The 24,443-nt window shown below is 61.7% G+C and carries 27 protein-coding genes; 14 read left to right on the top strand and 13 right to left on the bottom strand.

The genetic code is table 11. The features are described 5' to 3' along the window. Positions 1 to 47: 47 nt before the first annotated feature. The 3 genes from H3H51_RS20755 to H3H51_RS20745 all read left to right on the top strand — a co-directional run bounded on the left by H3H51_RS20755 (position 48) and on the right by H3H51_RS20745 (position 4,115). Entirely contained in the window at positions 48 to 1,394 is a 1,347-nt protein-coding gene (locus tag H3H51_RS20755) for an aspartate aminotransferase family protein (RefSeq protein WP_183090993.1), read from the top strand. Positions 1,395 to 1,540: 146 nt separating this feature from the next. After that, positions 1,541 to 3,037, top strand: a complete 1,497-nt coding sequence (locus tag H3H51_RS20750; RefSeq protein ID WP_183090992.1) for a CoA-acylating methylmalonate-semialdehyde dehydrogenase — start codon at positions 1,541 to 1,543, stop codon at positions 3,035 to 3,037. A gap of 307 nt (positions 3,038 to 3,344) precedes the next feature. Continuing rightward, the gene (locus tag H3H51_RS20745) at positions 3,345 to 4,115 is read left to right on the top strand and encodes a gamma-glutamyl-gamma-aminobutyrate hydrolase family protein (protein ID WP_220791115.1); all 771 of its coding nucleotides are present in this window, start codon (positions 3,345 to 3,347) and stop codon (positions 4,113 to 4,115) included. A gap of 70 nt (positions 4,116 to 4,185) precedes the next feature. Here H3H51_RS20745 and H3H51_RS20740 read toward each other — a convergent pair whose 3' ends face one another. The 3 genes from H3H51_RS20740 to H3H51_RS20730 form a co-directional block, all read right to left on the bottom strand. Then, complete coding sequence (locus H3H51_RS20740; RefSeq protein WP_183090990.1) at positions 4,186 to 5,376, bottom strand: hypothetical protein; 1,191 nt, start codon at positions 5,374 to 5,376, stop codon at positions 4,186 to 4,188. Continuing rightward, positions 5,366 to 5,584 carry a hypothetical protein gene (locus H3H51_RS20735; RefSeq protein ID WP_183090989.1) on the bottom strand — a complete coding sequence of 73 codons (219 nt, stop codon included), beginning with the start codon at positions 5,582 to 5,584 and terminating at the stop codon, positions 5,366 to 5,368. The genes H3H51_RS20740 and H3H51_RS20735 overlap by 11 nt, the downstream gene beginning before the upstream one ends. Before the next feature lie 78 nt (positions 5,585 to 5,662). Beyond that, positions 5,663 to 6,004 carry a hypothetical protein gene (locus H3H51_RS20730; RefSeq protein ID WP_183090988.1) on the bottom strand — a complete coding sequence of 114 codons (342 nt, stop codon included), beginning with the start codon at positions 6,002 to 6,004 and terminating at the stop codon, positions 5,663 to 5,665. 505 nt (positions 6,005 to 6,509) lie between these two features. Here H3H51_RS20730 and H3H51_RS20725 point away from each other — a divergent pair. Continuing rightward, the gene (locus H3H51_RS20725) at positions 6,510 to 6,968 is read left to right on the top strand and encodes a GNAT family N-acetyltransferase (protein WP_183090987.1); all 459 of its coding nucleotides are present in this window, start codon (positions 6,510 to 6,512) and stop codon (positions 6,966 to 6,968) included. A 50-nt stretch (positions 6,969 to 7,018) separates the two neighbouring features. On the opposite strand, the gene H3H51_RS20720 is transcribed toward H3H51_RS20725, so the two are convergent. After that, positions 7,019 to 7,426, bottom strand: coding sequence for a hypothetical protein (locus tag H3H51_RS20720; RefSeq protein WP_183090986.1), 408 nt, complete (start codon positions 7,424 to 7,426; stop codon positions 7,019 to 7,021). A gap of 162 nt (positions 7,427 to 7,588) precedes the next feature. Beyond that, entirely contained in the window at positions 7,589 to 7,933 is a 345-nt protein-coding gene (locus tag H3H51_RS20715) for a zinc ribbon domain-containing protein YjdM (protein ID WP_183090985.1), read from the bottom strand. A gap of 174 nt (positions 7,934 to 8,107) precedes the next feature. Between H3H51_RS20715 and H3H51_RS20710 the strand changes: the two genes are divergently transcribed. After that, the gene (locus tag H3H51_RS20710) at positions 8,108 to 8,983 is read left to right on the top strand and encodes a YihY/virulence factor BrkB family protein (protein WP_183090984.1); all 876 of its coding nucleotides are present in this window, start codon (positions 8,108 to 8,110) and stop codon (positions 8,981 to 8,983) included. 3 nt (positions 8,984 to 8,986) lie between these two features. Here H3H51_RS20710 and H3H51_RS20705 read toward each other — a convergent pair whose 3' ends face one another. From H3H51_RS20705 to H3H51_RS20680, 6 genes are all read right to left on the bottom strand, one after another. Further along, a complete protein-coding gene (locus H3H51_RS20705) occupies positions 8,987 to 9,472 on the bottom strand; it encodes an LEA type 2 family protein (protein WP_183090983.1) in 486 nt (161 codons plus the stop codon). A 358-nt stretch (positions 9,473 to 9,830) separates the two neighbouring features. Continuing rightward, positions 9,831 to 10,631, bottom strand: a complete 801-nt coding sequence (locus H3H51_RS20700; protein ID WP_183090982.1) for a cyclic nucleotide-binding domain-containing protein — start codon at positions 10,629 to 10,631, stop codon at positions 9,831 to 9,833. Positions 10,632 to 10,738: 107 nt separating this feature from the next. Further along, a complete protein-coding gene (locus H3H51_RS20695) occupies positions 10,739 to 11,011 on the bottom strand; it encodes a TfoX/Sxy family protein (RefSeq protein ID WP_183090981.1) in 273 nt (90 codons plus the stop codon). Positions 11,012 to 11,036: 25 nt separating this feature from the next. Further along, entirely contained in the window at positions 11,037 to 11,798 is a 762-nt protein-coding gene (locus H3H51_RS20690; protein WP_183090980.1) for a class I SAM-dependent methyltransferase, read from the bottom strand. A 13-nt stretch (positions 11,799 to 11,811) separates the two neighbouring features. Next, positions 11,812 to 12,156, bottom strand: a complete 345-nt coding sequence (locus H3H51_RS20685) for a pentapeptide repeat-containing protein (protein WP_183090979.1) — start codon at positions 12,154 to 12,156, stop codon at positions 11,812 to 11,814. A 63-nt stretch (positions 12,157 to 12,219) separates the two neighbouring features. Continuing rightward, a complete protein-coding gene (locus H3H51_RS20680; RefSeq protein WP_183090978.1) occupies positions 12,220 to 13,779 on the bottom strand; it encodes a bifunctional aminoglycoside phosphotransferase/ATP-binding protein in 1,560 nt (519 codons plus the stop codon). 117 nt (positions 13,780 to 13,896) lie between these two features. Here H3H51_RS20680 and mrcB point away from each other — a divergent pair, with 117 nt between their 5' ends. The 3 genes from mrcB to H3H51_RS20665 are packed head-to-tail and all read left to right on the top strand — an operon-like array spanning position 13,897 to position 17,287. Further along, the gene (mrcB, locus tag H3H51_RS20675; protein ID WP_183090977.1) at positions 13,897 to 16,215 is read left to right on the top strand and encodes a penicillin-binding protein 1B; all 2,319 of its coding nucleotides are present in this window, start codon (positions 13,897 to 13,899) and stop codon (positions 16,213 to 16,215) included. Positions 16,216 to 16,238: 23 nt separating this feature from the next. Continuing rightward, a complete protein-coding gene (locus tag H3H51_RS20670; protein ID WP_183090976.1) occupies positions 16,239 to 16,961 on the top strand; it encodes a tetratricopeptide repeat protein in 723 nt (240 codons plus the stop codon). Then, a complete protein-coding gene (locus tag H3H51_RS20665) occupies positions 16,961 to 17,287 on the top strand; it encodes a YqcC family protein (RefSeq protein WP_183090975.1) in 327 nt (108 codons plus the stop codon). Before H3H51_RS20670 ends, H3H51_RS20665 begins: the two co-directional genes overlap by 1 nt. A gap of 22 nt (positions 17,288 to 17,309) precedes the next feature. On the opposite strand, the gene H3H51_RS20660 is transcribed toward H3H51_RS20665, so the two are convergent. Beyond that, positions 17,310 to 17,744, bottom strand: a complete 435-nt coding sequence (locus H3H51_RS20660) for a DUF4124 domain-containing protein (protein ID WP_183090974.1) — start codon at positions 17,742 to 17,744, stop codon at positions 17,310 to 17,312. A 410-nt stretch (positions 17,745 to 18,154) separates the two neighbouring features. Here H3H51_RS20660 and H3H51_RS20655 point away from each other — a divergent pair, with 410 nt between their 5' ends. The 6 genes from H3H51_RS20655 (at position 18,155) to msrQ (ending at position 24,098) form a co-directional block, all read left to right on the top strand. Then, positions 18,155 to 19,885 carry an acetolactate synthase 3 large subunit gene (locus H3H51_RS20655; RefSeq protein WP_183090973.1) on the top strand — a complete coding sequence of 577 codons (1,731 nt, stop codon included), beginning with the start codon at positions 18,155 to 18,157 and terminating at the stop codon, positions 19,883 to 19,885. Positions 19,886 to 19,887: 2 nt separating this feature from the next. Beyond that, a complete protein-coding gene (ilvN, locus tag H3H51_RS20650) occupies positions 19,888 to 20,379 on the top strand; it encodes an acetolactate synthase small subunit (RefSeq protein WP_137974870.1) in 492 nt (163 codons plus the stop codon). A 47-nt stretch (positions 20,380 to 20,426) separates the two neighbouring features. Continuing rightward, positions 20,427 to 21,443, top strand: coding sequence for a ketol-acid reductoisomerase (gene ilvC, locus H3H51_RS20645; protein ID WP_183090972.1), 1,017 nt, complete (start codon positions 20,427 to 20,429; stop codon positions 21,441 to 21,443). A gap of 160 nt (positions 21,444 to 21,603) precedes the next feature. Beyond that, on the top strand, positions 21,604 to 22,419 hold the full coding sequence (gene pssA, locus H3H51_RS20640; protein WP_183090971.1) for a CDP-diacylglycerol--serine O-phosphatidyltransferase: 816 nt from the start codon (positions 21,604 to 21,606) through the stop codon (positions 22,417 to 22,419). 63 nt (positions 22,420 to 22,482) lie between these two features. Further along, positions 22,483 to 23,484 carry a protein-methionine-sulfoxide reductase catalytic subunit MsrP gene (msrP, locus tag H3H51_RS20635; RefSeq protein WP_183090970.1) on the top strand — a complete coding sequence of 334 codons (1,002 nt, stop codon included), beginning with the start codon at positions 22,483 to 22,485 and terminating at the stop codon, positions 23,482 to 23,484. Further along, complete coding sequence (gene msrQ / locus H3H51_RS20630) at positions 23,484 to 24,098, top strand: protein-methionine-sulfoxide reductase heme-binding subunit MsrQ (protein ID WP_183090969.1); 615 nt, start codon at positions 23,484 to 23,486, stop codon at positions 24,096 to 24,098. Before msrP ends, msrQ begins: the two co-directional genes overlap by 1 nt. An 84-nt stretch (positions 24,099 to 24,182) precedes the next feature. On the opposite strand, the gene H3H51_RS21125 is transcribed toward msrQ, so the two are convergent. After that, the coding region (locus H3H51_RS21125) for a hypothetical protein (RefSeq protein WP_220791114.1) at positions 24,183 to 24,443 on the bottom strand (261 nt) is incomplete at its 5' end.

Genomic DNA, 24,443 nt, shown 5'->3' with positions numbered 1-24,443 from the left:
CCTTGCGCTGCAACAAGCACACAACACGTCCTCGCGAGAGACCTACGATGAACATGCCGCAGACCACTACCCCGTCCCTGGCCAGCCAGCTCAAGCTGGATGCGCATTGGATGCCGTTTTCCGCCAACCGTAACTTCAAGCGCGACCCGCGCATCATCGTTGGCGCCGACGACAACTACTTCATCGACGACAAGGGCCGCCGCATCTTCGACAGCCTGTCCGGCCTGTGGACCTGTGGTGCTGGGCACAATCGCAAGGAAATCCAGGAAGCCGTGGCCAAGCAGCTGGGCACCCTGGACTACGCACCGGGCTTCCAGTACGGCCACCCGCTGTCCTACCAGCTGGCCGAGAAAATCACCGAGCTGACCCCGGCCGGCCTCGACCACGTGTTCTACACCGGCTCCGGCTCCGAATGCGCCGACACCTCGGTGAAGATGGCCAAGGCCTACTGGCGCCTGAAAGGCCAGCCGAGCAAAACCAAATTCATCGGCCGTGCCCGTGGCTACCACGGCGTCAACATCGCCGGCACCAGCCTTGGCGGCATCGGCGGCAACCGCAAGATGTTCGGCCAGATGATGGACGCCGACCACCTGCCGCACACCCTGCAGCCGCACCTGGCCTACACCAAGGGCATGGCTGAAACCGGCGGCGTGGAACTGGCCAACGAACTGCTGAAGCTGATCGAACTGCACGACGCCTCCAACATCGCCGCCGTGATCGTCGAGCCGATGTCCGGTTCCGCCGGCGTGCTGGTGCCGCCAGTCGGCTACCTGCAGCGCCTGCGTGAGATCTGCACCCAGCACAACATCCTGCTGATCTTCGACGAAGTGATCACCGCCTTCGGCCGCATGGGCAAATGGACCGGTGCCGAATACTTCGGCGTCACCCCGGACCTGATGAACACCGCCAAGCAGATCACCAACGGTGCCATCCCCCTGGGCGCGGTCATCGCCTCCAGCGAGATCTACAACACCTTCATGCAGCAGGCGATTCCGGAGCACATGGTCGAGTTCGGCCACGGCTACACCTACTCCGGCCACCCGGTAGCCTGCGCCGCCGGCCTGGCGACCCTGGAACTGCTCAAGCGAGACAACCTGATCGAGCAATCCGCAGCCCTGGCGCCGGTGTTCGAAGAGAAGCTGCACGGCCTCAAAGGCAGCAAGCACGTCATCGACATCCGCAACTGCGGCCTGGCCGGTGCCCTGCAACTGGCCCCGCGTGACGGCGATGCGGTGATCCGCCCGTTCGAAGCCGGCATCAAGCTGTGGGAAGCCGGTTTCTACGTACGCTTCGGTGGCGACACCCTGCAGTTCGGGCCGACCTTCAACACCAAGCCCGAGCAACTGGACACCCTGTTCAACGTCGTCGGCGAGATGCTCGCCAAGGTCGACTGATAGCGTTTCCCCAGCCCTCTCCCAGGTGGAGAGGGGGCCAGCCGTAGGGTGGATGCCGCTGTTCGCATCCACCAGGCCGGCAACACTTATTTGCGGTGGATGAACACAGCGTCATCCACCCTACGTGACACCAACGAGGAGTTTTCATGAGCACCGTCGCCCACCTGATCAATGGCGAAATCACCCTGCGCAGCGGCCGTACCGCCCAGGTCTTCAACCCGTCCATCGGCGAGCCCGTACGCCAGGTTGAGCTGGCCGATCGCGCCACCATCCAGGCCGCCATCGACTCCGCCAAGGCTGCCTTCCCGGCCTGGCGTAACACCCCGCCGGCCAAGCGCGCCCAGGTCATGTTCCGCTTCAAGGTTCTGCTGGAAGCGAACAAAGACAAGATCGCCGCGATGATCAGCGAAGAACACGGCAAGACCCTCGAAGACGCCGTTGGCGAACTGCAGCGCGGCATCGAGAACGTCGAGTACGCCTGTGGCGCCCCCGAGCTGCTGAAAGGCGAGTTCAACCGCAACGCCGGCCCGAACATCGACAGCTGGTCCGACCATCAGCCGCTGGGCGTGGTTGCCGGTATCACCCCGTTCAACTTCCCGGCCATGGTGCCGCTGTGGATGTACCCGCTGGCCATCGTCTGCGGCAACTGCTTCATCCTCAAGCCGTCCGAGCGTGACCCAAGCTCCACCCTGTTCATCGCCCAGCTGCTCTGCGAAGCCGGCCTGCCCAATGGCGTGCTCAGCGTCATCAACGGCGACAAGGAAGCCGTCGACGCGCTGATCGAAGCCCCGGAAGTCAAAGCCATCAGCTTCGTCGGCTCCACGCCGATCGCCGAATACATCTACACCGAGGCCAACCGTCGCGGTAAGCGCGTCCAGGCCTTGGGCGGCGCCAAGAACCACGCCGTGGTCCTGCCGGACGCCGACATCGACAACACCGTCAACGCCCTGATGGGTGCGGCCTACGGTTCCTGCGGCGAGCGCTGCATGGCCATCTCCGTGGTCGTCGCCGTGGGTGACCAGGTTGCCGATACCCTGGTGGCCAAGCTGACTCCGAAAATCCAGGCACTGAAAATCGGTGCTGGCACCTCCTGCGGCCTCGACATGGGCCCGCTGGTTACCGGCGCGGCGCGTGACAAGGTCAAGGGCTACGTCGACGCCGGTGTCGCCCAGGGCGCTACCCTGGTCGTCGATGGCCGCGGCCTGGTGGTACCGGGCAACGAAGCCGGCTTCTTCCTTGGCGGCAGCCTGTTCGACCACGTCACCACCGAGATGAGCATCTACCAGGAAGAAATCTTCGGCCCAGTCCTGTGCATCGTCCGCGTCGGCAGCCTGGAAGAAGCCATGCAGCTGATCAACGACCACGAATACGGCAACGGCACCTGCATCTTCACCCGCGACGGTGAAGCCGCACGCCTGTTCTGCGACGAGATCGAAGTCGGCATGGTCGGCGTCAACGTACCGCTGCCGGTACCAGTGGCTTACCACAGCTTCGGCGGCTGGAAGCGCTCGCTGTTCGGCGACCTGCATGCCTACGGCCCGGATGGCGTGCGCTTCTACACCAAGCGCAAGACCATCACCCAGCGCTGGCCGCAGCGCGCGAGCCACGAGGCCGCGCAGTTCGCCTTCCCGAGCAACGGTTAAGCAACACCCGAGGGCTGGTCGCAAGACCGGCCCTTTTGCTGCGCACCACCTGTAGGAGCCAGCTTGCTGGCGATCTTTTCAACGTAAAAGCATCGCCAGCAAGCTGGCTCCTACAAACAGCCGAACAACAGCTTTACGCAACAAACCAGCCGCGCGGGCGCGGCGTTGGTGCAGTGACCCGGCCCGGCCGGTTACGGCACCCCTTGGGTGAGCGGGTTCACGGTTTTCGTGACCCGGTAACCCGCTGTCCCAAGGGCAGCCCACTTCAATCTCAAATGAAGAGGACACCCTTGCAATGAACAAACCCATGATTGGCCTTCCCCTGTGCCGCTGGCAGCTGACGAGTCGTGATATCGGCTGGTTCCATCTGGTGGGGGAGAAGTACATTCACGCGGTCACCGGCTTCGGCGCCTTCCCGCTGATGATTCCGGCCTTCGGCGACGACCTGGACATGGAGACCGTGCTCGACAGCGTCTCCGGCATCATGTTCGGCGGCTCGCTGTCCAACGTGCACCCCAGCTGCTACGGCGACGACCACCCCGGCCTGGGCCTGGCCGACCAACCCCGCGATGCCACCGTGCTGCGCCTGATGCGCGCCTGCATCGAGCGTGGCATTCCCTTCCTCGGCATCTGCCGTGGCGTGCAGGAACTCAACGTGCTGTACGGCGGCACTCTGCACCGTGAAGTGCATGAGGTAGAAGGTCGCTTGGACCACCGCGAAGTGAAGGATGTACCGGACGACGTGGCTTACGGCCCGATCCACAAGGTCGCCCTGACCGAGGGTGGTGTGCTGCACAAGCTGCTTGGCGAGCGCGAGATCAGCGTCAACTCGCTGCATGGGCAGGGGATTGATCGGCTCGGCGAGGGGCTACAGGTCGAGGCCGTCTGTGAAGACGGGCAGATCGAGGCGGTCAGCGTGATTGGTGCCAAGGCGTTTTCCGTGGGGGTGCAGTGGCATCCGGAGTATCGCTATTGGGAGAAGGCGGATTACAACGCGCTGATTGGGGCGTTTCATGAGGCGGCGGTGAAGTATCAGGCTGCGAAGCTGGTTAAGCGGAGGGAGGCGGTGGAGGCCTGAGCGGCGCTACGTTGTTGAGTGAAAAGAGCCCGTCGAATGACGGGCTTTTTATTTCACTAGTAAGCATCCCTCAGTTGGGGCGGTGCGGCGATGTATATGGTTTCTTCCAAGTGAAACACTGAATGTCCCCGGCGGGTTGGTAAAACACCAGCCAGTTGCCACACACGTCAATGCTGTTGGCTATGGTGCCGGCTGATGCTTGCCACACTTCGTCTCCTGTGTATTTGTCCCAGGCGCGTGGGCGGCGCTCCTCCAAGCCGAATACCAAGTCGCCGTCGGTATTGGCGGCAAGCATGTCGTAGTTGTTTTCACGGCCCCACAACACTGAGCCGTCAGCCGTAGAAAGACAGAGCAAATATTTGGCGCCGCTCAGCACCAGCGTGCTCCCTGATGCGCTGATGAAGTGCGAAATGGCGGCATTTTTGTATTTCAATCCAGACAACAGCGTCTGCATGAAGTCGGTGTTGAAATAGGCAAATTCAGCGACGACGGAGAAAGTTGCCAGGTCAATGATAAGTACATGGTTGCCGGCTAACACATGAAGTCGGTCGCCACACCGGGATACCGAGGCTGTGGGCTCGTCGTAGGCAAACTCGTAGTGCGCCAGTGGCACCTCAAGCTTCACCGTGTTCTCGATAATCGAATATACACAGAAGGTTGGCGACGAGAGCCGTACTCCGTAGATCAGACCGTCAGTGCAGGGCATGAAGTACTGGATATCAATATCGGCGTGACCAATGACCTTGCTGTCACGAACGATATCCAGGCCTTGGGTATAGTCGTTCCAGCCAAAGGCCCGATAAATCTGCTTGCCGTGATAGACAAAGCGGCCGTCGATTGACCAGTCGGGATTGGCAGTTCCTTCGTATTCGCTATAGATCCGCTCCCACTGACTTACATCAATCAGCTCCGGCTGTTCTCCGTATACATGCAGCAGGTTGCCGTGTAGAAACATAGGCCTCCAGCGTACTTCTACTTCTTGACCTAATTGGGCCGGCTCGCTCTCTTCGTCGCCAGAGTAGTGCTGCAGGTCAAAGTCTTTGAAGTAGCGCTTTCCGGCTGCAGTACCGTACTGCACATATAGATGGTCGTTGCCTAATGCGGCAGATACAACTCCGTCAAATTTCTGGGCAAAGCGAAAGGTTGCTTTTTTTGCTGGGATGCCTACTGCCACAACATGCTCCTTCTGTCCGTAGGGTGGACAACGCTTCGCTTGTCCACCTTTAGCACTCACCGAAACTTCTATTAATTCAGAAGTCACGCTTTTCGCCTTCCCGGCGAGTCACTTTCTCTTTGCTTGTGCAAAGAGAAAGTAACCAAAGAGAAAGCACACCCGGCATCCGGGTCTCGCTGCGCGAGACTTCCTTCGTTCCATCATTGCTCCAGGGGCCCGCCGCGAAGGGCCATCCCTGGCCCATCGCGGCTCTCGCGGCATCCATGCCGCTCAACCCCTTACGCAACGATTCCACTCAGCCTCCTGACGGGACCCGGTCCCGGCCCGACCTCCGCAAGCAATCTTTGATGGGCTTGCAGTTGGCTTCTTGTCGCTAGATCGCTTGCCTGTTGCTGAGCGCTTTAAGCATGAACATGCCCAGAATCTCTGTAGCCGCCGCAGCGCCGAGGTAGGCAGCCACTGTTCCTCGCCATCCCTCTCCCCACATCACGACGTATCCAAGGCAGAGCAAGGCAATGATGAGGCTGTAAGTCAAACCTCTGGGCGATAGCCCCATGGCCGACCGAGTGACGAGCATCGGCAAAATGATCCTGAGCGAGGCGCAAATGCCTGCCACATAGAGCGCTGTTGCCGTATTTGGAGAGAAAACCACGAGCATCAGGATGATCAGAACATCTAGGTAACCGGGGGAGCTTAAAAACTTCTTCAATGCCATGCCCTCCGAGGCATCACTTTAAAATCCGACAATTCGCAGCCTCTCATAACTCGAAACCTTCATGCGCGCAGACTCCCCGTCAGGAGGCCGAGCGTAGGTGTTGTGTAGGGGAGTGAGCCGCATGGATGCGGCGAGAGGCGTAAAGGGCCATGGATGGCCCTTGTACGCCGGCCCCCGGAGCGGCACCGGAGGGAGGGCAGTCGAGCGCAGCGAGACCCGTATGCCGGGGTGTGTTTCTTTGCTTACTCTTCTTTGCACAAGCAAAGAAAGTGAGTCGCCCGGGAGGGCGAAACCACGCCACCAAGCACCATCAGTAATTAGCCAGCGCACGGCGAGTGGCGGCACAGCCAAGGGTTGGTGAGAAGTCGCAGCATCAATGGCCATTGGTGCATCCTTGCAGTCGATGCCTCGACCTTACTGCGAAATAATGGCCTAACGCCATAGCTGATGCCTTAGTCAGCAATCGGACTTGCGCCAAGCCCACGCCGAATTACCAAGGACCCCCATGCCCACCCTCGACTGGCTCCGCAACCACCCCGCACACACCACCCAGCTGGCCGAATGGCTCTACCAGCAATTCCCCTACGAGTTCAGCGAGCAGCCCCTGGCCGACTGGCAAGCCGAGTTCGCTGCCGGCCAACACAACGGCGAGTGGGAAATGCTCATCGCCCTGGACGGCGACAACCTGCTGGGAAGCGCCGGGCTGGCGTGCGATGACCTGCCGCAGCGGGCTGATCTCGGCCCCTGGCTGGCCTGCGTCTATGTGCATCCGGAAGCGCGCGGCCAAGGCCTGGCCGAGCGGCTGATCGAGGCCATCTGCAGCACAGCCCGCGAGCGCGGCCACGAGCAGCTGTACCTGCACACCCACGACCGCGCCGACTACTACGCCAAACGCGGCTGGACGCTGCTGGAGCGCTTCCAGGCCTGGGGCGCTACCCAGCACCTGATGCAGCGCCCACTCTGACGTTGCCTTCCGCAGAAATGACAAGCCCCGCAATGAGCGGGGCTTGTGGGTTACCAGCGGCGGTCGTCGTAGTGGCCTTTGCCGCGGCCGTGATTGTGGTGACGGTCGTCGTCACGGTAACGGTAGCCACCGATCACGACGGGATACGGGCGGTAATACACCGGGCGAGGCTGGTAGTACACCGGACGCGCTTCGTAATAGACCGGGCGCGGCTCGTAGTACACCGGCTGGGGCGGGTAGTAGGCCACTGGAGGCGGTGCCGGGTAGTACGCCACGGGCGGTGGAGGCGGCGAGTAGACCTCGACCGGCCGAGTCTGGCTGGCGATGACACCGCCGACCACTGCGCCCAGGACAACCCCGGCGGCAACATCGCCGCTGTCCGCCGCTACGGCTGGTTGCTGGCTGAGAACGGCCAGGCTGACCACCAGGCCGGTGACGAGGGGGGAACGCGAACGCATGATCATGACTCCTCTACTACCGGGATGGTCCGGTTAAACCATCTGACTGCGCGTCCTGAGGGTTGTCACGCGCTGTTGTGTAAAGCTTGTGTAAACCCGCCGAGCGGGCATGAAAAAGCCCGGTCGCAACCGGGCTTTGGCGGGCGTGAGGCGCGGGGCGGCTCAGACCTTTTTAACGAACTCGGACTTGAGTTTCATCGCGCCGATGCCGTCGATCTTGCAGTCGATGTCGTGGTCGCCGTCGCACAGGCGGATACCCTTGACCTTGGTGCCGACCTTGACCACCAGGGACGAGCCCTTGACCTTGAGGTCTTTGATCACGCTGACGGTGTCGCCGTCCTGCAGCACGTTGCCGACGGCATCGCGGATGACCTTGTCGCCTTCTGCCGAGGCCTCGGCGGTGCCATCGGCGGACCACTCATGGGCACACTCCGGGCACACCAGCTGGGCGCCATCTTCGTAGGTGAATTCGGAGTTGCATTGGGGGCAGGGCGGCAGGGTGCTCATGGCGCTTCCTCGGGTTCAGCGGTACTAAAGGCCGTGCATTGTATAGGGTTTTGTCGGCGTTGATGGCATTGCCGGGCGCGCGTGGCGGTGATGCGCGGCGATTTGCAGTCGAACTCCCGCCTGGTGCGGGTCGTCCCAACCTGTAGCGATGGGTTTAATGCAGGGGATGGCGGCATGTTCTTTCCGGATTTGCGCGGGGTTTCGTGGTGGACGATCAGCAAGTGCACGGTGCTCGAATACATCGACGATGAGCTGCCGACCTATGCGGCGGCGCTGGCCTTTCAGCTGTTCTTCTCGCTGTTCCCCTTTCTGCTGTTTCTGGTGGCGATCATCGGCCTGCTGGATATCCAGCCGTTCTTCGACTGGCTGCGCGAGCAGGCGGCGCTGGTGTTGCCGCGGGCGGTAATGGAGCTGGTCGATCCGGCGATTGTGCAGTTGCAGACGCAGAAGGTCGGGCTGTTTTCCGTGGGCATTTTGCTGGCGCTGTGGACGGCGTCGGCGGCGGTGCGCTCGACCATGGCGGCGATGAACAAGGCCTATGGCGTAGTCGATGCGCGGCCGCTGTGGAAGCGCGTGCCGTTGTCGTTGCTGTACACGGTGGCCATCGCCCTGGCGCTGCTGACGGCTGCAGGGCTGATGGTCACCGGCCCGCAGGCGATGAACTGGCTGGCCCAGCAAGTGGGCCTGGAACGTACGGTGGTGATCCTCTGGGCCTGGCTGCGCTGGCCGCTGGCGCTGCTGATGCTGATGGCCGTGGTGGCGGCGGTGTATTACCTGGCGCCGGATGTGCAGCAGGAGTTTCGCTTCATTACACCGGGCTCGGTGCTGGCGGTGATGGTGTGGATCGGCGCCTCGCTGGCCTTCGGCTTCTACGCGCAGAACTTCGCCAGCTATAACGCGACCTACGGCAGCATCGGCGCGATCATCCTGTTCCTGCTCTATCTGTACATCTCTTCGGCGGTGTTGCTGTTCGGCGCCGAGCTGAATGCGGTGATCGAACACCACGCCCGTGACGGCAAGGCGCCGGGGGAGAAAGTGGCCGACGCTTGAAGCTCAGGGCGCGTTGGCGGGACTGGGCCAGTTCAGGGTGCCGCTGTCATCGAAACGCACCGTGCCCAGTAAGCCGCCGGCCAATTTGCCATTTAGCCGGTAGGGCAAGTCCTGCCCTTGGCGATAACCGGACGCCGCCCAGGCCTGGCGCACCAGGGAGAAGGTGGAAATGCTCAGCGGCACGCGGATCAGCGCTTCGCCGAAGCGCGGCACCTGCCCGGCCTGTGCACTGACGCCGCTGGCCAGGGGCTGGCCGTTGACCTCCAGGTCGAGGGCCACGCCGTTGTAGTCAATCACGTTGTCATTGGGGTTCTGCACGCGCAGCACCACGGCAAAGCGCATCTCCATCTCCTGGCCGGCGAGCGGCTCCAGCCCGACCAGGTCGATATGCAGCGGGTCGCGCGGGGTCAGCAGGCTGCAGCCAGCCAGGCCAAGCAGCAGTGAACAGACCAGCAAACGGGCAAAAAGCGAGAGCACGGAGCGGGGCATGGCAGTCTTCCTTGGGCATTACAGACACGATAGAAGACCGCGCTTGCTGTGGAAGGTTTGAGCCGTGGTGTTTCACTTCGGGACGAGCAGGAATGCTGAATCGCAGGCAAAAAAAGACCCGGCAGAGCCGGGTCAAATAACCGTGATTAGCCTGATGAGGAGATAATCTGAAGAGTCCGACTGCGTGGTCTCTAGAGCTTATCGGCTGATCTCGCGACCAGTTGAGTTAATAATAACAATTCTCATTTTGCAGTCAACACCCAAATGCGAATTATTTTCGACTGGTTGGCATTAGCCCAGAAAAACCAACCCCGGCGCATGGCCGGGGTTGGTTTGGGGATTGGCTGGACGTGCTGTTTCAGGTCGCTTCACGCGGCAGGCGCAGCTGGGTGACTTCCTTGTTCAGCAGGTCGATGCGTCGGGCCATGCTCTCGATCAGGCTGTGGGCAATGCGCGGGTTGCTCTGCATGAGGCTGAGGAACTGGTCTTTGGGGATGACCATGACGGTACAGGGTTCGCTGGCGATCACCGTGGCACTGCGCTTCTCGCGGGTGAACACGGCCATGGCGCCGAAGATCTCGTCCTTCTGCACATCGCCAACCTTCTGCCCATCGACATGCGCTTCGGCGTGGCCTTCGATGATGACGAACACGTGGTCGGCTTCATCGCCCTGGTGAATCAGTTCCTCGCCGGCGGCGAAGTGCTGGAAGCCGGTGGCCGGGCGAATCTCCGGCTGCTTGAGGCGCGCGAGGGCGTCAGACAGCAGGGCGGTGTGGCCGATCAGGTACTGGATGAACAGTTCCTGGCGTTGTTCACTGGCATAGATGTGCTTGAACACGTCGGTGCGGCTGTAGGGGATCAGTGCCAGGGGTTCTTCGCTGCTGTAGCGGCAGCTCGGCAAATCGATACCCTGACGCAGGCCGACCAGGTCGCCTTCCTGGAGATAGAACAGCGGGCGCTCATCGACCAGGGCGTGCAGCAGACCGTTCTCGATGATGTACAGCTGATTGCCGGGCAGAATCTTCGCCAGGTCATCGACCTGTTCCAGACGCAGCGGCGGGCCGCTGGGCTGCAGGCCGTCGAGCAACTGCGCGGGCAGGCTCTGCAGGCGTTGGATCAGCTGGTCGGCGTAGGCCGGTTGCTCCCCGAGTAGGTACATGACAGTAATTCCTTGAGCTGGCAGGGGCGGACGATAAGCCACGCGCGACCCTGCAACAATAGGCGCCGCCGAAATGCAGGTAAATGGCCGCGCTTGGAGGTTGTGAGCTAGCTCTTGTTGCTCATGCCCAGCGCGTCGACCTGACCGTTCAGTTCTGCCTTGTGTGCCGGTGGAAGCTGGTTCCAGTGCACATCCAGTAGCGCGCCCTCAATGGCATACAGCAGCACCTTGGAGGCGCGAAAGCCTCGCGCACGTACGGCACGATAGGCGTCTACGGCGCCCAGGCGGCGCAGATCGGTAGCGTTGTGGATGCCAACCGCATGGAGCCACTGCGCGGAAGTTTTCCCCAGATTTTTCAGGTGTTGCAGTTCATCGTTCATTGCGCCTCCATGCATTGCTGCGCAGCTACTGATGGGGCCGTGCGGGTTGGCCTGCAAGGAAGTGTAGCGGCCATCGCACAAAACGCCGCCGTTGCGGTGTTCCCCAGGCTTTTTCCAGGTTGGGTAACAGGTCAAGCAGCGGGTCACGTCCACTGGCTTGCTCTAGTTTCTGTACGGCGGACCAGGTGCTGAGATAGCCGAACAACTGTGGTAGATCCCATTCGAGTTCAATGGCGAACGCCGGCACGGCGAGCCGCGCGAAAGGCGCCTGGATGTCGCTGTAACCCGCATCCACACTGGCCCGGCCCTGTGGCCAGTAGCCGCCGAGGGTGTTCCAGTAGAAGTCGTGGAGCACGGCATCGAGTTCAGCGTCGATCTGCAGCAGGCTGTAGCACCAGGCGCAGAACAGGCCGTCCGGTTTGAGCAGGCGCGCGGTTTCGGCGAAGAAACTCGGGGTGGCGAACCAGTGCAGTGCCTGGGCGACGACGATCAGGTCCAGGCTGGCATCGGCCAGCGGCAGGGCCTGCGCATCGGCGGCAAACACGCCGACGCCAGCGAGGTCGGTGGCGGCCAGCAGTTGCTCCGGGCTGCCGTCGCAGGCCAGCACCTGTTGGAAATATCCCAGCAAGGGCCGACTGGCCTGGCCGTTGCCGCAGGCAATATCGAGCGCGCACTGGTTTCCGGGGCTATTGCTGGCCAGCCAGGCGAACAGTGCTTGCGGGTATTGCGGGCGAAAGCTGGCGTAGGCGCGGGCGCGGTTGCCGAACAGGCGGGTGATTTCGCTCATCGATGCCCTCGCCTTAGCGAGTGCGGTAGCGCAGGCGAGTACCGAAATTGACCGACATAAGAATCTCGTCGGCGGTGAGTTCGGCCGGGAAGTAGGCGCCGGAGATCTGTGCATGGGCAATGCTGGCGCCTTCCAGCGCGGCATCACGAAGATCCAGGCCGCGCAGATCGGCACCGCGGAAGTAAGCGTCGGTAAAGTCGACACCGTGGGCATCCAGGGCACGCAGGTCGAGGCCGCGGAAATCGCCGCCGCGCAGGTCTATCTTGGCGTCCTTGGGTTTCTGCGAGTTGAACTCGCTGACTTTTTCATCGTGCAGCAAGCGGTAAAGCGGGTTGTCGAGCTGGCGTGGCTGACTCATGGCGTGCCTCCGTTCTGGGCCTGCCGCGAGTATAGACAGCGGCAGGCCCGACGGCGGATTGCCTCAGAGCCCTGGCAGGCGCTGGCGAATGCGCTCGATCAGGCTGTCCAGGCTGGTGGCGTCGTGGGTGTCGACGCGCTTGCTGTGAGCCTGTTCGTCGTCGCTCAGGGCTTCGCGGTTGGCTTGCTGGGCCTGAATCACTTCGAGGGTGGCGTCGGACGGGTCGCCGCCTTCGCTCTGGCGCTGTTGCAGCCAGCCGGCGATGACTTCTTGCGGAGCCTGGCAGTCGAGGATCAGGAACGGATCGCCATTCTGCTCGGCCACCTGCCAGGCAGCGCTGCGCTGTGCCTGTTTCAGGTAGGCGGCGTCCAGTACCACCGGGTAGCCGGCGTGCAGCGCGCTATCCGCCAGCTGGTGCAGGCGTTGATAGGTAGCCTGGGTGGCTTCCTGGGTGTAGATGCCGCTGTACAGGTCATTCTTTTCGCCGGACTGCTCGCCGAACAGGCGCTTGCGCTCCACGTCCGAACGCAGGCGAATGGCGCCAAGGGCTTCGACCAGGCGCAGGGCGACGTGGCTTTTGCCGACGGCCGAGACGCCGGTGGTGATGGCCAGGAACGGCGTGGGAATGGCGCTGTAGCTTTCCGCCAGGTTGGCGTAGTTGCGGTACTGGCTCAGCGTGGCGGCACGCTGCTGCTCATCGGTTTGGTGGGCCAGGCTGAACAGCGCAACCTTGGCACGCACCAGTGCGCGGTGGGTCTTGTAGAGGTTGAGCAGTTCCAGGGCGTCGTAGTCGCCGCTGTGCTCCAGCCAGGCGCTGACGAAGCGCCGCGACAGGGCCTTGAGGCCGCGGTCTTCGAGGTCCATGGCGAGGAAGGCGGCATCCAGGGCGATGTCGATCAGGCGGAACGGCTCGTTGAATTCAATGCAGTCGAACAGCACGGCTTTGCCGTCGAGCAGGGTGGCGTTGCCCAGGTGGATGTCACCGTGGCACTCGCGGATTGCACCGGCGGCCGCGCGCCGGGCCAGTAGCGGCTCCAGGCGGGAGATGCTGGCTTCCACCCAGGCGTCCAGGGCGTCGAGTTGGCGCAGGTCGGCGGCGTCGGACAGCAGTGGGCGGATCTGCTCGAAGTTCTGCCGCATTGGCGCAACGATGGCCTGCGGCTCGCAAAGCGGATGGGTGGTGGCCACGGCCGGGGTGCGGGCATGGAAACCGGCAATCTGCTCGGCCAGGGCGTCGATATGTGCCGGCGTCAGCTCACCGCGGGCTTGCACGGCGCTGAGTAGCTGGCTCTGCGGGAACTGGCGCATTTTCAGCACATATTCGATGGCCGGGCCGGCGCCGCCGAGTTGCGGAGCGCTCTCGCTGCCGGTGATCGGCAGGACCTCCAGGTACAGGCCTTCGGTCAGGCGCTGGTTGAGGCGCAGCTCTTCGCCGCAGAAATGCTGGCGGGCGTCGAGGCTGGTGAAGTCGAGGAAGCCGAAGTTCACCGGCTTCTTGATCTTGTAGGCGAAGGGGCCGGTGAGCAGCACCCAGGAAATGTGCGTCTCGATGACCTGGAAACCGTCCACCGCATGGGGGTAGAGGGCCGGGTTCTGCAGCGCGGCGATCAGGGCTTGGCTCACGGTCTTTCCTTAGCTTTTAACGTCGATAAGAGCCGGCATTATGGCCGCTGTGAGGCGCTCTGCAAACCGCCGGAGTGCGCCTGTCCGGCCTAGGCAAAGTGCGTATAATGCCGCGCCATGACTCGTTCCCGTACCCCGCGCAAAAGCGCCAAGCGCCGCTCTGGCGCCTCTCGTCCCTGGCTTGGCTGGGTTCTCAAACTGGCATTGGTCGGTCTGGTGGTTCTCGCCGGCTTCGCCGTGTACCTGGACGCCGTGGTGCAGGAGAAATTCTCCGGCAAGCGCTGGACGGTGCCGGCCAAGGTCTATGCCCGTCCTCTGGAACTGTTCGTCGGGCAGAAACTGAGCAAGCAGGATTTCCTCACCGAACTCGACGCGCTGGGTTATCGCCGTGAAGGCGCGGCCAATGGGCCGGGTGCGGCAGCGGTCAACGGCAATCAGATCGACTTGTTCACCCGCGGCTTCCAGTTCTACGAGGGCAACGAGGCTTCGCAGCATGTACGCGTGCGTTTCTCCGGTGATTACGTCGCCGGCCTGACCCAGGCCAATGGCGGCAACCTCGCCGTGGCCCGTATGGAGCCCCTGCTGGTGGGCGGTCTGTACCCGGCGCACCACGAAGACCGCATCCTGATCAAGCTGGATCAGGTGCCGCCGTATCTGCTGGAAACCCTGGTGGCGGTGGAGGACCGCGAGTTCTTCAACCACTTCGGCGTTTCGCCCAAGGGTATCGCCCGCGCCGTATGGATCAACGCCACGGCCGGCCAACTGCGCCAGGGTGGCAGTACTCTGACCCAGCAGTTGGTGAAGAACTTCTACCTGACCAACGAACGCAGCCTCACTCGCAAGGCCACCGAGGCGATGATGGCGGTGTTGCTGGAGCTGCATTACGACAAGCGGGAGATCCTCGAGGCTTACCTCAACGAGGTGTTCCTCGGTCAGGACGGCCAGCGCGCGGTTCATGGCTTCGGTCTGGCCAGTCAGTACTTCTTCAGCCAGCCGTTGAGCGAGCTCAAGCTCGATCAGGTGGCGCTGCTGGTGGGCATGGTCAAGGGGCCGACTGTCTATAACCCGCGGCGCAATCCGGAGCTGGCGCTCAAGCGCCGCAACCTGGTGCTCGACCTGTTGGCACAGCAGGGCGTGGTCACGGTGGCCGAAGCCGAGGCGGCTAAGAACAAGCCGCTGGGCGTGACCAAGCGTGGCAGCCTGGCTGACAGCTCGTTCCCGGCATTCCTCGACCTGGTCAAACGCCAGCTGCGCGAGGATTACCGAGAGGAAGACCTGACTGAGGAAGGGCTGCGCATCTTCACCAGCTTCGACCCGATCCTCCAGCTCAAGGCCGAGGCGGCCCTGGCCGAGACCCTCAAGCGCCTTGGTGGGCGCAAGGGCGTCGATGAAGTGGAGGCGGCGATGCTGGTGGCCAATCCGGAGAATGGTGAAGTACAGGCCATGCTCGGCAGTCGCCAGCCGCGCTATGCCGGTTTCAACCGGGTGCTGGATGCGGCGCGGCCGATTGGCTCGCTGATCAAGCCGGCGGTCTACCTCACGGCGCTGGAGAAACCGAGCCAGTACACCCTGACCAGTTGGGTGTCCGACGAGCCATTCTCGGTCAAGGGCCAGGACGGCCAGGTCTGGCGCCCGCAGAACTATGACCACAAGGCTCACGGCACCATTTACCTGTATCAGGGCCTGGCCAACTCCTACAACCTGTCGACTGCCAAGCTCGGCCTGGAACTGGGCGTGCCAAATGTGCTCAAAACCCTCGCGCGCCTGGGTGTCAGTCGCGAGTGGCCGGCCTATCCGTCGATGCTGCTGGGGGCTGGTTCGCTCAGCCCGATGGAAGTGGCGACCATGTACCAGACCCTGGCCAATGGCGGTTTCAATACGCCGCTGCGGGGTATTCGCAGCGTGCTGACTGCCGAGGGCGAGCCGCTCAAGCGTTATCCGTTCCAGATCCAGCAGCGCTTCGATCCGGGTGCGATTTACCTGGTGCAGAACGCCATGCAGCGCGTGATGCGCGAAGGCACTGGCCGTTCGGTCTACAGCCAGTTGCCGTCGTCGCTGACGCTGGCCGGCAAGACCGGCACCAGTAACGACTCGCGTGACAGCTGGTTTGCCGGCTTCAGCCAGGATCTGCTGGCGGTGGTCTGGCTGGGGCGCGACGACAACGGCAAGACACCGTTGACCGGCGCGACCGGTGCCTTGCAGGTGTGGACCAGCTTCATGGTCAAGGCCGATCCATTGCCGTTGGACATGCCGCTGCCGGACAACGTGGTACAGGCCTGGGTCAATGCCAGCAGCGGTCAGGGCTCGGCGGCGGGTTGTCCGGGGGCTGTGCAGATGCCGTATATTCGCGGCAGCGAACCACCCCAGGGGCAGCCTTGCGGCCAGAGCGCGCCGGCTGATGCGGTGATGGACTGGGTACGCGGCTGGCTTAATTGAATGTGCTTCAAGTGAGGATGTGAATGGCTAAGTGGTGGATTTCCGTCGTGGTCGCTTCAACGCTGTTGAGCGGTTGTGCCAGCGTGCAGCGCGGCTCGATTCCGGTCGAAGACTCCAGCGGGCAGCTGATGACCGACGAGCAGGCGGCAGCCGATGGCTATGGCCGTGCTCCCGCCAGGGCGCAAAGCCAGTCGCAAGCGCAAAGCATGCCGCAGGATTCCGGTGTGGTGGTGATGGTGCCGGGTGGCGCGTCCAGTGCGCCGCTGCAGACCTATCCGGATGGCAGCAGCTCGATGCCGTCCTCCATCAGCAGCTCGACGCCGCTGAGCACCGGGCCGATTTCCTCTGCGGGTAGCTATCAGCCCAGCGCGCCGAGCATGCCCAGTGGCATTCCTTCCGGCAATCTGGCCGCTGATGAGCAGCTGGATGGCCCGGTGCTGGCTCTGCTGACAACGGCGCAGCAGCAGCAGGGTAGTGGTGACCTGAATGGTGCCGCCTCCAGCCTGGAGCGTGCGCAGCGCATCGCCCCACGCGAGCCGCAGGTGCTTTATCGACTCGCCGAAGTTCGACTGGCTCAGGGTGATGCGGCTCAGGCCGAGCAATTCGCCCGCCGTGGTCTGACCTACGCCAATGGCCGTCCAGCCTTGCAGGCCAGCCTGTGGAACCTGATCGGCCAAGCCCGTGAACGCCAGGGCGATCCGGCTGGCGCCGCGCAGGCCCGCGAGCGTGCGCGAGTCAATCTCTGATGGATCCGCGTCTACCCGTCGTAGCCGACCAACTGCTGCTGATCGAGCGTGAGTTGCGCGTGATCGGTCTGTGGGGGGCGGTTGCGCCCTCGGCAGAGGCGCTGGCCAGCGAGCAGCCGTTTTGCGTGGATACGCTCTCGTTCGATGAGTGGCTGCAGTGGCTGTTTCTGCCGCGCATGAAACGCTTGCTTGAAGCGGGCGGGCCGTTGCCAGCAGCTTCCGGTATCCAGCCGATGGCGGAAGAGAGCTACAAGGGGCGGGAGGCCGAAGTGCAGGGGTTGTTGCGGGTGTTGGGTGAATTCGATCGGTTGATCGGGGGCGCATAAGGCGCCCCGTCGCTGCCAGTGCTTACTGGCAGTTTTCCTTGATGCCCGCTTCGCTCTTGGCCATGCGCTCTTGGCGTTCTTCTTCGGTAAGGCGACGTGGTTCGCCATTTTCCTCGATGCGTATGCGCGGGTTGGCTTTCATCTGTGCCAGATCCTTGCGAAGGCTCTCGCAGTAAGCCGAGAGTTCTTTCTCGCGCTTGTCGGCGGCAGCCTTGGCCTCGCGATCAAGCTCTTCCTGCCTGGCTTCGCCTGCCGATTTCTCGAACTTCGGCGGGGCTGGCGGCGCCACTTTTGGCTGGGTGATGTTGGTGTTCACCTGTGCGGCCTGCTGGCCTTCCGGCGGCTGCGCGCCGAAGTGCGTATTGCCCTGTGCATCCACCCATTTGTAGATCTGACCGGCCATGGCGCTGGCGCTCAGGGCGAGCAGCAGGCTGCCCGTGAGAATCATGCGATGCATGCTGTTTCCTTTTTTATGGCTGTGGAACCTGGTGGTTACTATAACCAAAACGCGCAAAAGGTCATCCTGCGCCATGTCACAGCTATCGGCGGAAGATTCCACGCTGCACGGCTTGACTTAGTGTGCGCTATTCAGAACAATCGCACGTTCCGTTGTAGTGGAGTCCGCCGCAAGCGTCCTCCAGCTCAGCGAAAAAAGGCGCTACCCGTGCCAACCCCCGTTACACCCGCAACGCGTTACCTCGCGCTGGGAAGGAAAGGCTCCGCAAGATTGGGCCATTCCGTTACTCGTTATGCAGACACCCCGCACTACCCCCGCGACCACAGTCGCGCTTGTCCGCTGACCAGTAAGACCTACTTCAAGGACCACTCGTTGACGGGTGGTAATCTGGCGTTTTAGAGGTGAACAACGTGGAGCTTTTATCCGGCGCTGAAATGGTCGTCCGCTCGCTGCGTGACGAAGGCGTGAAGTACATCTATGGGTACCCGGGCGGTGCCCTCCTGCACATCTACGATGCCCTGTTCAAAGAGCCGGAAGTGACCCATATCCTGGTTCGTCACGAGCAGGCTGCTACCCATATGGCTGACGGCTATGCCCGCGCGACCGGCAAGGCCGGCGTGGTGCTGGTGACCTCCGGCCCAGGCGCGACCAATGCCATCACCGGCATCGCTACCGCCTATATGGACTCGATTCCGATGGTCATCATCTCCGGTCAGGTGCCCAGCACCGTGGTCGGTACCGATGCATTCCAGGAAACCGACATGGTCGGTATTTCCCGCCCGATCGTGAAGCACAGCTTCATCATCAAGCATCCTTCGGAAATTCCCGAAGTGATCAAGAAAGCCTTCTATCTCGCCCAGTCCGGCCGTCCAGGCCCGGTGGTCGTGGATATTCCGAAGGACATGGGTGATCCCTCCCAGAAGTTCGAATACAGCTACCCGAAGAAGGTCAAGCTGCGCTCCTACAGCCCAGCTACCCGTGGTCATTCCGGGCAGATCCGCAAGGCGGCTGAGATGCTCCTGGCCGCCAAGCGCCCGGTCATGTACTCCGGCGGTGGCGTGGTCATGGGCGGCGCTTCCGAGGCGCTGACCGAACTGGCCAAGATGCTCAATATCCCGGTGACCAATACCCTGATGGGCCTTGGCGCCTTCCCGGGTACTGATCGCCAGTTCGTTGGCATGCTCGGCATGCACGGCAGCTACACCGCCAACCTGGCGATGCACCATGCTGACGTGATCCTGGCCGTCGGTGCGCGTTTCGATGACCGTGTGATCAATGGCGAGACGGGTGCCAAGTTCTGCCCGAACGCCAAGATCATCCACATCGACATCGACCCGGCTTCGATCTCCAAGACCATCAAGGCGGACATCCCGATCGTCGGCCCGGTGGACAGCGTGCTGGTCGAGATGGTTGCCATCCTCAAGGAAGTCGGCGAGACCCCGAACAAGGAGACCGTCGCCAACTGGTGGAAGCAGATCGACGAGTGGCGCGGCAGTGGCCGCCTGTTCCCCTACAACGAGGGTGACGGCAGCATCATCAAGCCACAGACCGTGATCGAGACCCTTAGCGACGTGACCAAAGGCGATGCCTTCATCACCTCCGACGTGGGCCAGCACCAGATGTTCGCGGCGCAGTACTACCGCTTCAACAAGCCGAACCGCTGGATCAACTCCGGCGGCCTGGGCACCATGGGCTTCGGTTTCCCCGCCGCCATGGGTGTCAAGCTGAACTTCCCGGAGGCCGACGTGGCCTGTGTCACCGGTGAAGGCAGCATCCAGATGAACATCCAGGAACTGTCGACCTGCCTGCAGTACGATCTGCCGGTGAAGATCATCAACCTGAACAACGGTGCGCTGGGCATGGTTCGCCAGTGGCAGGACATGCAGTACAGCAGCCGTTATTCGCACTCGTACATGGAATCGCTGCCTGACTTCGTCAAGCTGGCCGAGGCCTATGGTCATGTGGGCATGCGCATCACCGACCTGAAAGACCTCAAGCCGAAGATGGAAGAAGCCTTCGCCATGAAGAACCGCCTGGTGTTCCTCGACATTGCCGTCGATACCAGCGAGCACGTCTACCCGATGCAGATTCGTGGTGGTGCCATGCGTGACATGTGGCTGAGCAAGACGGAGCGGACCTGAACATGCGCCATATCATCTCCCTGTTGCTGGAAAACGAACCGGGCGCCCTGTCGCGCGTGGTTGGCCTGTTCTCCCAGCGCAACTACAACATCGAAAGCCTGACCGTGGCGCCGACCGAGGACCCGACCCTGTCGCGTCTGACGCTGACCACCGTAGGGCATGACGATGTGATCGAGCAGATCACCAAGAACCTCAACAAGCTGATCGAAGTGGTCAAGCTGGTGAACCTGTCGGAAAGCGCACACATCGAGCGTGAGCTGATGCTGGTCAAGGTCAAGGCCACTGGCGCCCAGCGCGCCGAGGTCAAGCGCACCACCGACATCTTCCGCGGGCAGATCGTCGACGTGACCAGCAGCGTCTACACCATTCAGCTGACCGGCACGAGCGACAAGCTGGACAGCTTCATCCAGGCCATCGGCACCGCGTCGATCCTGGAAACCGTACGTAGCGGCGTCACCGGCATTGCCCGTGGCGACAAAGTACTCAGCATTTAACTCTTTAGCGAACGGCCCACGAGGCCAGATTAAACAGGGGAATTCCCATGAAAGTGTTCTACGACAAAGACTGTGACCTCTCGATCATCCAGGGCAAGAAAGTCGCCGTTATCGGCTACGGCTCCCAGGGCCATGCTCAGGCATGCAACCTGAAAGACTCCGGTGTTGACGTCACCATCGGCCTGCGCAGTGGCTCGGCTACCGTCGCCAAGGCCGAAGCCCATGGCCTGAAAGTCACCGACGTGGCCACCGCCGTCGCCAATGCCGACCTGGTCATGATCCTGACCCCGGACGAATTCCAGGGCCGCCTGTACAAGGACGAGATCGAGCCGAACATCAAGAAAGGCGCCACCCTGGCCTTCTCTCACGGCTTCGCCATCCACTACAATCAGGTTGTTCCACGTGCCGACCTCGACGTGATCATGATCGCGCCGAAGGCCCCGGGTCACACCGTGCGCTCCGAGTTCGTCAAAGGCGGCGGCATCCCTGACCTGATCGCCATCTACCAGGACGCTTCCGGCAATGCCAAGAACGTCGCCCTGTCCTACGCCGCTGGCGTCGGCGGTGGTCGTACCGGCATCATCGAAACCACCTTCAAGGACGAGACCGAAACCGACCTGTTCGGTGAGCAAGCCGTTCTCTGCGGCGGTTGCGTGGAACTGGTCAAAGCCGGTTTCGATACCCTGGTTGAAGCCGGCTACGCGCCGGAAATGGCCTACTTCGAGTGCCTGCACGAGCTGAAGCTGATCGTCGACCTGATGTTCGAAGGCGGCATCGCCAACATGAACTACTCGATCTCCAACAACGCCGAGTACGGTGAGTACGTCACTGGTCCGGAAGTCATCAACGCCGAATCCCGTCAGGCCATGCGCAACGCTCTGAAGCGCATCCAGGACGGCGAATACGCGAAGATGTTCATCCAGGAAGGCGCAGCCAACTACCCGTCGATGACTGCATACCGCCGCAACAATGCCGCTCACGGCATCGAAGTGGTCGGCGAGAAACTGCGTGCGATGATGCCGTGGATCTCCGCCAACAAGATCGTCGACAAGGCCAAGAACTAAGGTCTTTTGATGCTCTGAAAAGAACGCGGCTCCGGCCGCGTTTTTTTATGCTTGGCATAGGCTTCTGGTATAAAGCCCATTCGTTTGTATGGAGCGGCTGGCGAACCTCTGCCGGCTGCTTCGGTCGAAATCCATTCCAAATCGCTGCAAGGTGTTGTTCATGAACGAACGTCCCGAGGAATCCGGCTCTGCCTCCGAAGAGGAGAGTCTTCTGCCCATCGACGAGCATGTGGAGGAGGGGCACGACGCGGAAGGTCGCAAGGTCCGCCATCGCGGCATTTACCTGTTGCCCAACCTGTTCACCACGGCAGCGCTGTTTTCCGGTTTCTACGCGATCATCAACGGCATGAGTGGTCAGTTCGACCATGCGGCTATCGCCATCTTCGTGGCCATGGTGCTCGACGGTCTGGACGGTCGCGTTGCGCGCCTGACCAACACGCAGAGCGCGTTCGGTGCCGAGTACGATTCGCTGTCGGACATGGTCGCCTTTGGTGTGGCCCCGGCGCTGGTGGCTTTCGAGTGGGCGCTGGGTAGTCTGGGCAAGGTCGGCTGGATGGTTGCCTTCATCTATGTGGCGGGTGCTGCACTGCGCCTGGCGCGCTTCAATACCATGGTCGGCAAGGCGGACAAGCGCTACTTCATCGGTTTGGCCAGTCCGGCCGCGGCCGCTTTGGTCGCGGGTACGGTGTGGGCGTTCAGTGACTTCGGCATCAAAGGCTCGAACATGGCCTTCGTTGTGGCCTTGCTGGTAGCGGCTGCCGGTACCCTGATGGTCAGCAACATCAAGTACAACAGCTTCAAGGACCTGGATCTCAAGGGGCGCGTGCCCTTTGTCGCGATCCTCATCGTGGTGCTGGTGTTTGCCGTAGTGTTCAGTGACCCGCCGCGTATCCTGCTGCTGATCTCGCTCGCCTATGCAGCGTCCGGTCCTGTGCAATATTTGTTGCGACTGCGTCGTCGCAAAGCTGCCGAGTGATGTAATTTCCTGCCGACTCCGCAGTCTATTGGCGCATCAGTCGTCCCTAGCTGCGGAGTCAACATGCTGATCAAAGTCCCCCTCGCGTCAGCTGCGCGCGAATCTGATGTCACTCCCGAGTCCGTTTATCTCTCGCGCCGCACCTTCATGGCTGCTGCTGGTGGATTGGCTGCCATGGGTGCGCTGCCTTTGCGTGCTGAAGAGGCGCGTTATCCGGACGTCGAGTCGGGGGATTCTCCACGTTGGTTTACCGAGAAGCTTCCGGATGTTCAGTGGCGCGCGGTTACTGCGGGCGATGAGGCACTGACACCGTTCAACGATGTCACCCACTACAACAACTTCTATGAGTTCGGTACTGGCAAGGGGGATCCGGCGCGCTATGCCGGCAAGCTTGAGGTAGAGCCCTGGACGGTGACGATTGATGGTGAGGTGGCCAAGCCTGGTCCGGTTTCGCTGGAGTCTCTGGTTCAGCCGCATCGTCTGCAGGAGCGTATCTATCGCCTGCGCTGTGTCGAGGCCTGGTCGATGGTGATTCCTTGGTTGGGTTTTCCTTTGGCTGATCTGCTCAAGCGCGCCGAGCCCACGGGTAAGGCTAAATATGTGCGTTTCGAAACCAGAGTGGCTCCTGAACAAATGGCGGGGGTTCGCTCAGGGTTTTCGCTGATTGACTGGCCTTACCAGGAGGGGCTGCGACTGGATGAGGCAATGCATCCCCTGGCCATCATGGCGGTTGGTCTCTACGGGCGAGAGTTACCCAGTCAGAACGGTGCTCCGTTGCGCCTGGTTGTACCTTGGAAATACGGGTTCAAGAGCATCAAGTCGATTGTGCGCATCAGTCTGGTGGCGGAGCGTCCGACGACTACCTGGGAAAGCCTGGCGCCGGATGAGTACGGCTTCTATGCCAACGTTAATCCGGAAGTCGACCACCCACGCTGGAGCCAGGCGACTGAGCGACGCCTACCCAATACTCTGTTCAGTCCGAATGTGGTGTCGACACGCATGTTCAATGGCTATGACGAAGTGGCGCCTCTATATAGTGGCCTCGATCTGCGGAAGTATTACTGATGCGCTATCGGGTTTGGCGCGTAACGGTTTTCCTCTTGGCTCTGCCTGCTCCTTTGTTGTGGCTCTACTGGGGGTTGGTTCAGAAACTGGGTCCCGATCCCGGCAAGGTCTTGGTGGATTATCTGGGGCAGGGGGCGCTGATCCTGTTGCTGCTGACGCTGGCTATGACGCCGCTGCGTCGGCTGACGGGGTGGGGCGGTTGGGTAGCTGTGCGCCGCCAGCTCGGGTTGTGGTGTTTCTCTTATGCACTGCTGCATGTGGCGGGGTACCTGTTCTTTATTCTTGGGCTGCGTTTCGATCAATTGCTCGATGATCTGAGTGAGCGGCCGTACATCATTGTCGGTGCCATGGCCTTCGCCGCGTTGCTGCTTCTGGCGCTGACCTCCAATCATTACAGCGTGCGCAGGCTTGGTCGGCGCTGGCGGCAACTGCATAAGCTGGTCTATGCGGTTGCCTGCCTGGCATTGCTGCATATGCTCTGGATCGTGCGCTCGGATATTGGTGAGTGGTTGCTCTACGCCATAGCCGGTGCGTCTTTGCTAGTGATGCGTGCTCCGGTAGTGGCGGCGTGGTTGTCAGCGCGTCAGGCCAATATGACGAAATCATTTCAATAAGGTGTTGACGGGAAGTTTTGCGGGCCTATAATGCGCACCTCTTACGGCGCAGCCTGATCTGAAAACTCCTTGCTAAACAAAGAGTTAGACGAAAATAAAGGTTGCTCCGGTGGCGGATTCGAGTAGAATGCGCCGGGCTGGCAGGGTGGCGGTTTGATCCTGTCGGTGCTTCGGTTCGAAAGAGCTGAAGAAGCTGAAAAGAGGTGGTTGACAGCGAGTTTTAACGCTGTAGAATTCGCCTCCCGCTGATGTGAAGCGCAAGCAGATCGGAAGCGCAAGCGGTTGAGAGGAAACGAAAAATTCTTCGAAACTGGTTGACAGAAAGAAAGGCTGCTGTAGAATGCG

It is taken from the genome of Aquipseudomonas ullengensis, from assembly GCF_014174475.1.
In the GTDB taxonomy this organism is placed as follows: Bacteria; Pseudomonadota; Gammaproteobacteria; order Pseudomonadales; family Pseudomonadaceae; genus Aquipseudomonas; species Aquipseudomonas ullengensis.
The sequence above is the reverse complement of the archived record's forward strand: the minus strand, read 5'-3'. Positions and strand labels throughout refer to the sequence as shown.